At 56.2% G+C, this 13,463-nt stretch carries 12 protein-coding genes and 1 pseudogene; 7 read left to right on the top strand and 6 right to left on the bottom strand.

Translation table 11 applies throughout. From position 1 onward, the window contains the following. Window positions 1-300: 300 nt before the first annotated feature. Together C8N30_RS15940 and C8N30_RS15935 are read right to left on the bottom strand one after the other, a co-directional pair. Window positions 301-2,331: pseudogene (locus tag C8N30_RS15940) on the bottom strand (PhoX family protein). A gap of 116 nt (window positions 2,332-2,447) precedes the next feature. Next, window positions 2,448-3,656, bottom strand: a complete 1,209-nt coding sequence (locus C8N30_RS15935; RefSeq protein ID WP_025061796.1) for an FAD-binding domain-containing protein — start codon at window positions 3,654-3,656, stop codon at window positions 2,448-2,450. Between the two features lie 149 nt (window positions 3,657-3,805). On the opposite strand from C8N30_RS15935, the gene C8N30_RS15930 reads away from it, so the two are divergent. From C8N30_RS15930 to C8N30_RS15905, 6 genes are all read left to right on the top strand, one after another. Then, complete coding sequence (locus C8N30_RS15930) at window positions 3,806-4,456, top strand: ATP-dependent Clp protease proteolytic subunit (protein WP_025061797.1); 651 nt, start codon at window positions 3,806-3,808, stop codon at window positions 4,454-4,456. Window positions 4,457-4,586: 130 nt separating this feature from the next. Continuing rightward, window positions 4,587-5,852, top strand: a complete 1,266-nt coding sequence (clpX, locus tag C8N30_RS15925; protein WP_025061798.1) for an ATP-dependent Clp protease ATP-binding subunit ClpX — start codon at window positions 4,587-4,589, stop codon at window positions 5,850-5,852. A gap of 78 nt (window positions 5,853-5,930) precedes the next feature. Then, window positions 5,931-6,767, top strand: a complete 837-nt coding sequence (locus tag C8N30_RS15920) for a class I SAM-dependent methyltransferase (RefSeq protein WP_025061799.1) — start codon at window positions 5,931-5,933, stop codon at window positions 6,765-6,767. Next, a complete protein-coding gene (locus tag C8N30_RS15915) occupies window positions 6,764-7,120 on the top strand; it encodes a Rid family hydrolase (RefSeq protein ID WP_025061800.1) in 357 nt (118 codons plus the stop codon). Before C8N30_RS15920 ends, C8N30_RS15915 begins: the two co-directional genes overlap by 4 nt. 64 nt (window positions 7,121-7,184) lie before the next feature. Then, window positions 7,185-7,568 carry an NADH:ubiquinone oxidoreductase subunit NDUFA12 gene (locus C8N30_RS15910; RefSeq protein ID WP_025061801.1) on the top strand — a complete coding sequence of 128 codons (384 nt, stop codon included), beginning with the start codon at window positions 7,185-7,187 and terminating at the stop codon, window positions 7,566-7,568. After that, a complete protein-coding gene (locus C8N30_RS15905; RefSeq protein WP_037967843.1) occupies window positions 7,568-7,921 on the top strand; it encodes a DUF2155 domain-containing protein in 354 nt (117 codons plus the stop codon). Before C8N30_RS15910 ends, C8N30_RS15905 begins: the two co-directional genes overlap by 1 nt. On the opposite strand, the gene aat is transcribed toward C8N30_RS15905, so the two are convergent. Genes aat through accB form a run of 3 tightly spaced genes read right to left on the bottom strand, consistent with a single transcriptional unit; the run spans window position 7,885 to window position 10,378 of the window. Further along, complete coding sequence (gene aat, locus C8N30_RS15900) at window positions 7,885-8,520, bottom strand: leucyl/phenylalanyl-tRNA--protein transferase (protein WP_025061803.1); 636 nt, start codon at window positions 8,518-8,520, stop codon at window positions 7,885-7,887. The genes C8N30_RS15905 and aat overlap by 37 nt on opposite strands. 4 nt (window positions 8,521-8,524) lie before the next feature. Further along, on the bottom strand, window positions 8,525-9,877 hold the full coding sequence (gene accC, locus C8N30_RS15895; RefSeq protein WP_025061804.1) for an acetyl-CoA carboxylase biotin carboxylase subunit: 1,353 nt from the start codon (window positions 9,875-9,877) through the stop codon (window positions 8,525-8,527). A 12-nt stretch (window positions 9,878-9,889) separates the two neighbouring features. Continuing rightward, window positions 9,890-10,378, bottom strand: coding sequence for an acetyl-CoA carboxylase biotin carboxyl carrier protein (accB, locus tag C8N30_RS15890; protein WP_025061805.1), 489 nt, complete (start codon window positions 10,376-10,378; stop codon window positions 9,890-9,892). A gap of 125 nt (window positions 10,379-10,503) precedes the next feature. On the opposite strand from accB, the gene C8N30_RS15885 reads away from it, so the two are divergent. Next, on the top strand, window positions 10,504-11,994 hold the full coding sequence (locus C8N30_RS15885; protein WP_025061806.1) for a class I adenylate-forming enzyme family protein: 1,491 nt from the start codon (window positions 10,504-10,506) through the stop codon (window positions 11,992-11,994). Window positions 11,995-12,039: 45 nt separating this feature from the next. Here the strand turns inward: C8N30_RS15885 and C8N30_RS15880 are convergent, their stop codons facing one another. After that, window positions 12,040-13,302, bottom strand: coding sequence for a calcium-binding protein (locus C8N30_RS15880; protein ID WP_025061807.1), 1,263 nt, complete (start codon window positions 13,300-13,302; stop codon window positions 12,040-12,042). Window positions 13,303-13,463 lie beyond the last annotated feature (161 nt).

Below are 13,463 nucleotides of genomic sequence, written 5' to 3'. Positions count from 1 at the left end.
GACGGGAGCATTTGTACTAGTGTTAATGAAGCAATTAATTCTTTGAAAAAGTGGTGAGAGGACGGCGTCGATCACCACGGCGGGCTGTCACACTCCAATGCGGTTGTGGGGGGGGGCAGGGGTAGTTGACAAACGCCGGGCCAGATTGATCCCGACAATGCCGCGATCTATACCTCTCATTGAACTGCCTTGAGCGCAGAGATGGACGAGGTCGTGCGGGAGTTGGCACAATAAAAAATGGCCCCGCCTGTAATTGGCGGAGCCATTAAACTGCTGAAAATAGATTTTGTTAAATAGGGGTTAGACTGCGATCTTTCCGCCGCCTTTTTTGGTGATCACGACGACCGCAGGGCGCGGGGGCATTGCAGGATCAAAGTCGGGCCAGCGTGTCGCCGGGTCCTCGAACGTCGAGTTGCGCTCGAAGCCCGCCAGATCCTTTGTGCCGTCCGTTCCGGGGTGCTGAACTGCCACAAACAGCGTTTCCTGATCATCGGTGAAGTATGGCCCGCACATTTCGCCGCCCACAGGGCAGCGGAAGAATAACTTGGACGTGCCGCGTGCCTCGCCTTCTGTTTCGACCCCGTACAGGCCGTCAGACTTGCCTGTCTCGCCCCAATTCGTGCCCTGATCGGTAGAGACTCACAGGCGGCCATCGGCATCGATCGCCGCGTTGTCAGGGGAGCCGAACCAGCCATTTGCAGAGGTCTCGGGGTTCCAGACGGCACCCACTTCGGCCACCGATGGATCGCCGCACTGGACCAGAATGGACCACTTCCCCGCTGTCGAGCCGTGATCGCCTCCATCTTCCTTGATCTCGATAATGTGGCCAAACGCGCTTTCGGGGCGCGGGTTGGCAGCATTTACCTGCTCTGGCTTGCGCTTGGAGTTGTTGGTGAGCATCAAATAAACCGATCCGTCGCCGCGCGGCTGTGCGTCCTCGGGGCGGTCCATCGGGGTCGCACCCAACAGATCGGCGGCGATGCGGGTGTCGATCATAACGTCACCCTGATCGTTAAAGCCGTTCTCGGCGGTTAGCGGCCCGTTGCCATGTACCAGCGGCAACCAGTTGATGACGCCGTCCTCGTCAAAGCGCGCAACAAAAAGCGTGCCATCGCTCAGCAGTTTGGAATTCGCCGCTTTGTCATCGCCCACTTTGCCGGTGGAGACGTATTTGTACTGGTAGTCAAAGCGGTTGTCGTCGCCCGAATAGATTACCAGACGGCCATCGGCGGCCAGTGTTGTCTCGCAACCTTCATGGCGGAAACGGCCCAGTGCGGTATGTTTGACGGGCATCGCTTCGGGGTCGCGCGGATCCACCTCGACGATCCAGCCAAAGCGGTTCGGCTCGTTCGGCTCTTTGTCGATGTCAAAACGATCGTGGGTGGTGCCCCACGCGTACCACATGCCCGGCACGCCGTAGCGATCATGGCGTTTAATATCGGCATCCGGCAAGGCGGACAGGTCAGCCTTGCCTTCGGCATCAAGCTGGCCGGTCCAGAAATAGCCGTGGAAGTTCTCCTCGGCCATCAGATAGGTGCCCCAGGGCGTCATGCCGCCCGCGCAATTGTTGAGCGTGCCGATGATTGTCATGCCGTCGGGGTCGGCGTTGGTTTTCATACGGGCGTGGCCTGCGGCAGGGCCGTCAATGGTCATTTTGGTGTTGAGCGGAGTGATGCGGCGGTTGTATTGGCCATTGCGCTCTACGCGCCATTCACCGGTTGTTTCTTTCTCGATTTCCACAACTGTGCCCCCATGGGCGGCCATCTCGATGTCGATCTGCTCGGGCGTGATGTTTGCAAAGGCCTCGCCTTCGGGGCGCACCAGACCGGGAAACATGACCTCCTCGTTGGTGTATTCGTGGTTTACGCACAGCAAACCACGGGTGCCGGCATCGTTGAGCGCCGTAAAACCTACGTAGTCGTTGTTATACCCGAACTGCGTCAGTTGTGCCGCTGCGGTCTGGTTCATCACGTCGAATTCTGGCGCATCAGCAGTAATAGGATCGCCCCAGCGCAGCAAGATTTCGGCGTCATATCCTTCGGCTACGTGGTGCATCGAATCATTGCCCCACTCGAGCTCAGTGAAGTTATAGCGCGAGGTGCCCGCCGCCGCTGCCTGCTTGGGCGCGATCATGGCTGAGGTTCCAAACAACGCGGTTGTGGCGGTTACCGCAAGCGATCCCTTGAACATATCGCGGCGCGAATAGCGTGCGGCGACAACTTCGCCAATTGTACGGCTCAGATGGGGGTTTGTGGGGATGTCGTCGAATGCCTCAAAGGCTTCGGCCCTGTTGCCGATTGTCGGATCGTTCAAGATGGATTTACGGTTCATGGCTTGCTCCAGGCTCGCATTACGGTCGCTGCTTTTTCCCGTGATTCCGTCACAGATTTATGACGGTTGAATTACAATAACATGACGCAATCCGAATTGGGCCTGTGAAGCATATTCTACCCAAATTGTTCGAGTAATTCCGGTATGTGGGCACGGAACTTAAAGAAACCGGCGGTTGCGAGAGGCCATGCAGCGCTATCAATCGGTCGGCGGATCTCCGTCACGGGCACCGTGCCCGCCTTGCGCACGTGGCGCAGCGCGCTACGCACCGCACCGACAGGGGCATGGGGCGTGATAATCCGGTCCAGTCCTTGTGCCGAGGCCCAGTCCGAAACGGAGACATCTGCGTCAAGCATCATTGCCTGTGTCGTAAGGTCGTGTACCAAAGCCTTTCTGAAATCCGTAACCATCGATGCAGTTCGCCATGGGCTTTGTGCTGTAGTGCAGTCCAGATAAGCAGTGCTAACGGGGGTGACGCCCAAAGCGTCTAAAGGTGGTGCTACGATATCGTCCGAGTGCAACAGCAAGCCCACACGGTCAGCCGGAGCGCCGTCATAGGGAGCAATTTGCGCAATCTCCTGTCGATTTGGCTGGGCGGGCGCGGTGACCGGAACGGCACTGTCCGCGAGCCCTTTAACGCCTATGAACCGCCCATCGGTGAATTTGGCAATGTTTGAAGCTTCCGCGAGATAGGTTTTGCCCTGCGTCTGAATCCCTGCAACCCAGCGCCAACTGAGCGTATTTACTGCCGCATCGCCATCAAGCAAATGCCGCAGGAAGAAGTCCGCGCCTAATTGCCAAGGCAACTTAAGCGTGAAGATCCAGATCGAGGCAAACCACATGCGCGCATGGTTGTGCAGATAGCCGGTTTGCGCCAGCTCCCGCGCCCAGTGATCGAATGGGTCGATGCCTGTTTCGCCCAGACAGGCAGCCTCCCAGCGCTGTCGCAGTCCTGACTGGGTCTGGACCTCGTTGTGTAGGCGCGCCAGATCGTCGCGGTAGGCTGTCCAGACTGTGGGCCGCTGCTCCATCCATCCCTTCCAGTAGGTGCGCCACCACACTTCGGCGATGAACTTATCTGCGGCACCCGGCGTCATCTGGTTCAATACTGCGCGGGAGACATCGCCCTCATCAAGCAGTTTCATCCGTAAATACGGCGACAGCGTCGAAACATGACTGTGCGCACTTGGCCCGCCCGAAACCGCACCGCCCAGATCAAAATTTCGCTTTTTGGCATAATCCTGGCCGGCATAGGGTGCAAATTCTGCAAGCCGCGCATAAGCGGCGGCGGCGCTGGGCGGGAAGGGGGATATGTGTTTATTCATACGCCGCGAGATAGTTCTGCGCCGCGCCAGTTCAACCAAGCGGGCAATCGTCTGTCAGCCCCCCTTGAAGCTCCCCGTTGGCGGGACTAATCTTGTGGTAACAAGTGGCGGGTATGGTCCCGTTCAATTCCCATCTGAAGGCAGAGCATATGCAAGATCCCGTCGAGACATACATGAACCTTGTTCCAATGGTTGTGGAGCAGACAGCCCGCGGCGAGCGCGCCTATGATATCTTCTCGCGCCTGCTTAAAGAGCGGATTGTGTTCATCAATGGCCCGATCCACAGCGGCATGAGCCACCTGATCGTTGCACAGTTGCTGCACCTCGAATCCGAGAATCCGTCCAAAGAAATCAGCATGTACATCAACTCACCCGGCGGCGAGGTATCGGCGGGGCTGTCGATCTATGACACAATGCAATACATCCGTCCGAAAGTATCGACATTGATCTGCGGTATGGCGGCCTCGATGGGGTCGGTTATTGCGGTCGGTGGCGAAAAAGGTATGCGCTTCTCGCTGCCGAACTCCGAAGTGATGATCCATCAACCTTCGGGTGGATCGCAGGGCGTTGCGGCAGATATACTGATTTCCGCCCGCCACATCGAACAAACCCGCGAGCGGATGTATCAGCTTTATGTCAAGCATACCGGTCAGGACTATGAGACGGTTCAAAAGGCGCTGGACCGTGACAAATGGATGACCGCTGAAGAAGCAAAAGATTGGGGCCACATCGACGAGATCGTCGAGAACCGTGGCAAGCAAGACGATAAAACAGCGCCCAAGCCCAAGAAGGGCAAGTAAGTCACAACAGCGCGCTTGGCGGTTTATGCGATTGCAGGACCGCAATGCGTGACTTAGTGTGATCCGCAATTCGATATGTTGCACCCGATTTTGGGTGTCACTTACAAGCATTAGACCTGAAAGGGCTCACATGGCCAATTCAACCAGCGGCGACAGCAAAAACACACTCTATTGCAGCTTCTGCGGCAAGAGCCAGCATGAGGTTCGCAAGTTGATCGCAGGGCCGACCGTGTTCATCTGTGATGAGTGCGTCGAGCTGTGCATGGATATTATCCGTGAAGAAACAAAGGCATCCGGCCTGAAGGCAACGGATGGCGTGCCAACGCCGAAGGACATCTGTGATGTGCTGGACGACTATGTCATCGGTCAGGCAACAGCAAAACGTGTGCTTTCGGTGGCTGTGCACAACCACTACAAACGGCTCAACCACGCCCAAAAAGGCGGCGATATCGAGCTGGCGAAATCCAACATTTTGCTCATGGGCCCCACAGGCTGCGGCAAAACGTTGCTGGCGCAAACGTTAGCGCGAATTCTTGATGTGCCTTTCACGATGGCCGACGCAACCACACTGACCGAGGCCGGTTATGTGGGCGAGGATGTCGAGAACATCATTCTCAAGTTGCTTCAAGCGTCTGAATATAACGTTGAACGGGCGCAGCGCGGCATCGTCTATATCGACGAAGTAGACAAGATTACGCGCAAGTCCGAAAATCCTTCGATCACCCGTGATGTATCAGGTGAGGGTGTACAGCAGGCATTGCTGAAGCTCATGGAGGGGACCGTAGCCTCCGTTCCGCCGCAAGGCGGGCGTAAGCATCCACAGCAAGAATTCCTGCAGGTGGACACAACCAACATCCTGTTTATCTGCGGTGGTGCGTTTGCCGGTCTGGACAAGATTATTGCTGCTCGGGGCAAAGGCTCCGCTATGGGGTTTGGTGCAGATGTACGCGATCAGGATGCACGTGGCATCGGCGAGATTTTCACCGATCTGGAGCCGGAAGACCTGCTAAAGTTTGGACTGATCCCGGAATTTGTAGGCCGTCTGCCGGTTTTGGCCACGCTTGAAGATCTGGATGAGGATGCTTTGGTCACAATTTTGACGAAGCCAAAGAATGCATTGGTCAAGCAGTACCAGCGCCTTTTCGAGCTGGAGGACACTCAACTGACCTTCACCGACGACGCGCTCACAGCAATCGCCAAGCGGGCGATCCTGCGCAAAACCGGTGCGCGTGGTTTGCGTTCGATCCTCGAGGATATATTGCTCGATACGATGTTCGATCTGCCAGGATTGGACAGCGTTACAGAGGTCGTTGTGAACGAAGAGGCTGTGACATCAGATGCGAAGCCGTTGATGATCCATGCCGATGCCGAAAAAGAGCCGGCCACAGCAGGCTGATCTGTGAAGCAGGACATTTTGAACAAGAGAAAGGCAGGCCGCGTTGGTCTGCCTTTTTCGTGAGGTAGGAATAGGAAGATGCATTTCACACGCGGAAAACCGGCTATGGTGCGCGCTGCTGCATTGGCGTTTCGGCGTTTGAAATATGCTGTCGTCGCGCCAGTTGTATCGGGTGTGATGGCGCGGACTTCGTGGTTGGACGGGACGGATGCACCACCCAAGGCGCTAAATTATGCCGCTGATGGTGATTTTATCAGTCAGGGGGACGAGTTGGTTGTCGCCTTGAGGCGTGACTTCACATTGGGCGAAGGCGTAAGGATACTAGACATCGGTTGTGGCATCGGGCGTATTGCCACCGCATTAAGGCGTGCAGGCAGCGATGTGCGTTATTCCGGTTTCGATATCGTAAAGTATGGCATTTTATGGTGTCAGAAAAAACTATCCGAACGCGATGGGTACCATTTTACCCATGCAGATATTTTCAACCCCTTCTACAATCCCCGCGGCAGGATCGATCCTTGCGCTTATGTGTTTCCCTATCCCGACAAAAGCTTTGATTTGCTCATTGCTGTGTCGGTCTACACCCATCTGCTGGAGGCAGAAACCCGCGCCTATTTTGCGCAATCCATGCGGGTGATGGACAGTACTGGAAAGGCCTACTTCACGACGTTCCTGGTGGACGATGACATTCCACCGCAGGCACACTTTGCCTTCCAGCACAGGATAGGTGCGGCATTTATCGAGCGGATGGAAGAACCGGAGATGGCAGTTGGTTACTCCCTCGCATTCTGGGAGGCGCTCGCGGCGCAACACGGCGCCCGCATTTCAAAAGTTAACCCCGGAAGCTGGCGTGGCCAGCAGGGGCTAAAAGATTATCAGGATTGTCTTATTTTCGAGAAGGTAGAACAGACATGAAGCGTATCCATTCAGGCGGCGAATTCGAAGCGAAGCTGGGCTATTGCCGCGCGGTTGTGGCGGGAGGTTTTGTCCATGTTGCGGGAACCGTCGGGCAGGGCGATGACGTGGTGACACAGTGCCGCGATGCCCTGCGCGTAATTAGGGACGCGCTCGAACAGGCGGGAAGCGACATGGCCCACGTGGTGCGCGTCACCTATATGCTGCCTGACCGAGCAGAATTTGCGCCTTGCTTTCCTGTGTTGTCAGAGACTTTCGGTGCGAACCCGCCCGCAGCGACGATGATCGAATGCGGCCTGATCGACCCCAAATACCGCATCGAAATTGAGGTGACTGCGCTGGTTGTTGCCTAACTCGGCCCTAGACCTTTAACCGCTGATACGCCATATCAGGAATAACTGCATAAGGGATACGACTATGGGACTGATCAACAACTTGCTCAAGGCCTTTACCTGGTGGAACGGCCAAACCCTCAACACCCAGCTGTTTACGTGGCGCAAGGGCGAGAAGGTGGGCGAGGATGATCAGGGCAACATTTATTACCGCAATGCCGATGACAGCAAACGTTGGGTAATCTTCAACGGCGAGATCGAGGCAAGCCGGATCAGCCCAGATTGGCACGGCTGGATGCACCGCACCTACGACGCCCCACCGACCGACCAGCCGATGGTGCATAAGGTATGGGAGAAACCGCATCAGGAGAACCTCACCGGAACAATGCTCGCTTATGCGCCGAGTGGTTCGATCCGCCGCGAGAAACCGGCAGACCGTGGTGATTATGAGGCGTGGAGTCCCGAGTGATGCGCGCACTCGCCCTTGGTGCCATGTTTTGTGCGGGCACTGCGATGGCTGAGCCTACCAACAACGGGAGTGGCGCGATCTTGCGTGCATTGGATAAAACATCCGGCACCACGGTCGATCTTTCGATCCCGAACGGGCAGATAGCGAGCATCGGCCGCCTGAAAATCGTGTTGAACGAATGTCGCTATCCCGAAGGAAACCCTTCTGGTGATGCTTACGCGGCAATTGAGGTTTCTGAAATCGGAAGCGTGGGGACGGTATTTACCGGCTGGATGATTGCATCAGCGCCCGCACTCAACGCGATGGAGCATTCGCGCTATGACATCTGGGTCATGCGCTGTATCACGTCCTGAGGCTTCGCGTCTGGCAATGCGGTGAACGATGCGATCCGTAATTTTGCAACAGCCAGTTGCGCGTGATACTGGGCGCGTGTAATTTCGACGGCTCCCAGAGATGCCAGATGATCGGTGATGAACTGGGTGTCAAACAGCGTAAAGCCGCCACTGCGCAAACGGTCCACCATACAAGCGAGAGCAATTTTTGACGCGTTGGTCCGCCGTGAAAACATCGACTCGCCAAAGAACGCAGACCCCAGCACAACACCGTAAACGCCGCCAACCAACTCTGTCCCCTCCCACACTTCGAGTGAGTGGGCCTGAGCGCGCTCATGCAGTGCTGTGTATAGCGTGCGTATCTCTGCGTTTATCCATGTATCCTCGCGATCGGCGCAGCCGTCAACGACACCTGCAAAATCGCGATCAATGGTAACGGTCCATGTCGAGTTGCGCATAGCACGACTTAATGAGCGCGAAATGTGGAAACCATCTAGCGGTAGTATACCGCGCCTGCGCGGATCGACCCAGAAAATCTCTGGGTCGTCGCGGCTTTCGCTCATGGGAAAGATGCCGACGCTATAACCGTGCAACAACAGCTCCGGCGTCAGCTCAGTCATGCGTTCAGGCGTCCCCGAGGTTGGTTTCCAGCCAGTGCTCCAACCAGTGGATATTGTATCCGCCGGTATGGATATCTTTTTCTTGCAACAACGCGTGGAACAACGGCACCGTGGTATCGACCCCGTCCACGATCAACTCACCCAGCGCACGACCCAAACGTGCCAGCGCTTCGGGGCGGTCGCGCCCATGTACAATCAGTTTCCCGATCAAGCTGTCGTAATATGGCGGGATTTTATAACCGTCATAGAGCGCGGAATCCATTCGCACACCAAGACCGCCAGGTGCGTGATACTGTGTTATCTTGCCAGGGCAGGGCGAGAAATTCGGAAGCTTCTCGGCATTGATCCGAACCTCGATAGCATGGCCGTTAATCTTGAGTTCATCCTGATGAAACGACATCGGCAGCCCTGAGGCTACACGGATCTGCTCGCGCACCAGATCGACGCCAAAAATGGCTTCGGTCACGGGGTGCTCGACCTGAAGGCGCGTGTTCATCTCGATGAAATAAAACTCGCCGTTTTCATAAAGAAACTCGATTGTGCCTGCACCGATGTAATTGATGTTTGCACAGGCATCCGCACAGACCTTGCCGATCCGCGCACGCTCTTCAGCGCTAATCGTAGGGCCCGGTGCTTCTTCGAATACTTTTTGGTGGCGCCGCTGAAGCGAGCAGTCACGTTCTCCCAGATGTACGGCGCGGCCCTTGCCGTCTCCAAAAACCTGTATTTCGATGTGGCGCGGAGTCGTAAGATATTTCTCGATGTAGACTTCGTCATTGCCGAAGTTCGATTTCCCTTCCGCGCGTGCCGTCTGGTAGGCTTTTTCCATGTCTTTGGCGGAATGCGCCACTTTCATGCCCTTGCCACCACCGCCAGCAGTGGCCTTGATGATCACAGGATACCCGACTTCCTCGCCGATACGTTTTGCATCTTCGAGTGTAGGCACACCACCATCGGAACCGGGAACACAAGGAACACCGAGCGCTTTCATGGTGTCCTTAGCGGTAATTTTATCGCCCATCACGCGGATATGCTCGGCAGTGGGCCCGATGAACGTGAGGCCGTGATCTTCAATCACTTGCACAAAGCCCGCATTTTCCGACAAGAAGCCGTAGCCGGGGTGGATCGCCTCGGCGCCGGTAATTTCGCAGGCGGCGATGATCGCAGGAATGCTGAGGTACGATTGTTGCGACGAAGGAGGGCCTATGCAGACGCTCTCATCCGCCATACGCACATGCATCGCGTCACTGTCAGCAGTGGAATGCACAGCAACAGAAGCAATGCCCATTTCCCGTGCAGCACGGATAACGCGCAGGGCGATTTCACCACGGTTGGCGACCAGAATTTTATTGAACATGGTGGGTCCCCCTTATTCGAGGATCACAAGCGGTGAGCCGAATTCGACGGCAGCCCCGTCTTCGACCAGAATACGTTTTACGGTGCCGCCACGGGGGGCGGGGATGTGGTTCATGGTTTTCATCGCTTCAACGATGAGCAATGTATCACCTTCGGAAACTTTTGTGCCGACCGTGATGAATGCAGGCGCACCCGGCTCTGGCGAGGTATAGACGGTGCCGACCATTGGCGAGGACACCGCGCCGGGATCAGCAGAGGGATCAGCCGGCTGAGCAGGTGCCGAGGTAACAGCCGCAGGTGCGGACGCAGAGGTCATAGGGGCCTGAGAAACGGCCTGTGCTGCCATAATTTGCTGGGGCGGTTTGCGGGAGACGCGCACATTCAGGCTGTCATCCTCGGCATAATCGCGTTTAACCTGCAATTCCGTCAGATCGTTTTCGTTGAGAAGTTCGGCCAATGCGCGGATAAATGCGACATCGGAGTCATGGGTGTTCTTTGTCATATGGGTCCTCGTCCGTTGCGAAGGGGGGCGTTGAAACGCACCGATTTCCAGCGCTTATATGTCATGGACAGAGGCATGGAAAGGCGCGACTTTACCCTAAGGGAATGGCAAGGCAGGAGGTACATGTGAATATTGCCCATTGGCTGGAGCGGCGCGCGCATCACGATCCTGCGCGGGCGGCGTTGTATCATGGAAAACAGTGCTTTGCGGATTATGCCACATTTGACGCCCGTGCCCGAGCGATGGCCGCAGGATTGCAAGCGCGCGGGGTTCATGCCGGCGACCGTGTGGCGATATTTATGGGAAACCACCCAGACTGGCTGATTGCGCTCTATGCAATTCTCTACGCAGGTGCTGCTGCGGTGCCGATGAACGCAAAGCTGCATGGCCGCGAAGCGCGGATCATTCTGGAGAACAGCGGCGCATATGTTTGCTTTACTGACGCCGCGCATTTCGTTGAACTGAAGGCGGCGGGAGTGACCTGCGCCTGCATCATGCCGCCGGATATGGAGGCGGATGGCGCCAGTGTCGAAATCTGCCACCGGGAAGCAGGTGACCTCGCGTGGCTCTTTTACACATCCGGCACCACCGGCACACCCAAAGGGGTGATGATTACGCACGGCATGTTGCAGGCAATGTCGCTGTCCTACGGGATGGACGTGGATTGCGTGCAAGCTCACGATGCTGCCCTTTATGCCGCGCCTTTGAGCCATGGTGCAGGCCTTTATAACTTTATTCATGTGCAGGCAGGAGCGCGGCATGTCTGCCCTGTTTCGGGTGGATTTGACAGCAACGAGGTCCTTGAACTGGCGGCCTATTTTGGCCGCTGTCATATGTTTGCGGCCCCTACGATGGTAACCCGCCTAACGCGGACGGCTAAGGCGGTAGGGTTGCGAGGCGAGGGATTGCGCACGGTCGTTTATGCGGGCGGTCCGATGTACACAGCCGATATTATCGAGGCTGTCGATCATTTCGGCCCTGTTTTTGTGCAAATATACGGACAAGGGGAATGCCCCATGGCGATCACTGCCCTATCGCGACACGATGTAGCGGATCGCAGGCATCCTGATTGGTACGCCCGCCTAGGCTCTGTCGGGCGGGCGCAATCGGTGGTCGAGGTCCAGATCGCGGACAGCGATGGCAGGCCTGTTGCAGCAGGTAGCAGTGGCGAGATTTTGGTACGTGGCGCTCCTGTGATGCGGGCCTATTGGGGCAATCCTGAGGCCACATCCAGAACTCTGCGTGATGGTTGGCTGATGACGGGAGATATCGGGTATCTAGACGTAGCGGGCTACCTTACGCTGCAGGACCGTTCCAAGGACGTGATCATCACCGGCGGCTCCAATGTATATCCCCGAGAGGTGGAGGAAGTGCTGCTGCGCCATCCGCAGGTTACCGAGGTCTCGGTTGTGGGCGCAAGGCACGCCGATTGGGGCGAGGAGGTTGTGGCATTCGTGGTAGGGGATGCGTCCGAGGTAGAACTCGACACGCTTTGTCTGGAAAATATCGCGCGGTTCAAACGGCCCAAACGCTATATCCGGTTGGATGAACTGCCGAAAAATAACTACGGAAAGACCCTGAAAACAGATTTGCGGTCCTATTTGTCAGAGGCGTAGAAAATGCCGCCTGCACCGGATGGGGGCAGGCGGCAGGAGTATAGATTATACGGCGATGAAAATATCTTCGGATAGGATGAACGCAGAGGCGTCCAGATCGGCCGCCGTTACATTGTTGACTGTCAATACAGAACCGCGGTCGACAGGCCCATCAAAGTTGGCATTATTGAACAGAGTGCTCAGATCAATGATTGCATCGCCACCCGCAAAAACGGTGTTGTCGAGAACGTCTGCAAAGGTAATGCTACCGGCGCCTGCAAGGGCCTGAAGATCAATGCGATCCCCTTCGTTGAAATCACGGATCTCGTCGGTGTTGGTTCTGCCGCGGAATACAAACACATCGTCGCCATCGCCACCGATGAGGATATCACGCCCTTGACCGCCTTCCAGCGTGTCATTCCCGCTGCCACCATTCATAAAATCGTTGCCGTTATCGCCTGAAAGGAAGTCATCGTCGGCGCCGCCAAACAGCTGGTCATTGCCGCTACCCGCGACGATTACATCATTACCGGTACCACCGGACAAACGGTCGTTGTTGTTGCCGCCGTCGATGAAATCATTTCCACTACCGCCGATGATATTATCATTGCCGTCACCGCCAAAGATCAGATCGTCCCCGCTCTGGCCTTTAAGTTGATCGCGGCCTCCGTTGCCGATCAGCAGGTCATTATCCCCCCCCCCGTAAAAGTTTTCATCCGACGCGCCGCCAGTCATGGTGTCATCGCCTGAACCACCGCGCACGTCACCGGAAATGCCGGAGGTTGCGTTGTCCGAAGCGACCCCGAAAAAGCCGCTGACAGTATAGGTGTCGTTGCCGTCGCCCAACAGAATATCCGCCATGACGCCTGTATTGAGAACCGCATCGTCGCCGTTGCCCATATTTACCGTGCCGGTGATCGTGCCGACTGTTTGTGGACCGCCATCAATACCCGGAAGGATCTGGTTGGTGAGCGTGTCATTACCATTGCCGGTGCGGATCTGTCCTTCAACGAGGCCACTGTTGAAAAAGTTGTCAAACCCGTTCCCGAGCCGGACAGAGCCAAAGATCGTGCCGTCATTGAAAATGAGACGCCCGCCATTGCCAGTGAGATCGAGTGCATACTGGCTGCCCGCCGCTTTCGACAGGCTGCCGAAGAGTGAGTTAACGAACTCGATTCCCTGATCTGATCTTGCGGTCACGGGGGCGGTAATCGCGCCTGAATTGCTGATGATGCCGCCGAAAACAGAGAAATCGAATCCTGCCAGTGTGGTGTCAAAATCATTTCCACCTTCGAATGAATTGGACGTCTCATTAAATGTAATCGGCATATTTTATCCCTTTGAAAATGTTCGCCTTGTTTTAGCCACTATTCCCGTCACACCAAACAAAAACCAGACTCTGTTTCCCCATTGAAGATAAAGCAGCGATTGTGGTGTCACTGGCGCGCATATCAAACGAAAAACCCCGCAAGCTGCGGGGCAATTCAGAG

The organism is Sulfitobacter guttiformis (assembly GCF_003610455.1).
Classification (GTDB): Bacteria; Pseudomonadota; Alphaproteobacteria; order Rhodobacterales; family Rhodobacteraceae; genus Sulfitobacter; species Sulfitobacter guttiformis.
The sequence above is the reverse complement of the archived record's forward strand: the minus strand, read 5'-3'. Positions and strand labels throughout refer to the sequence as shown.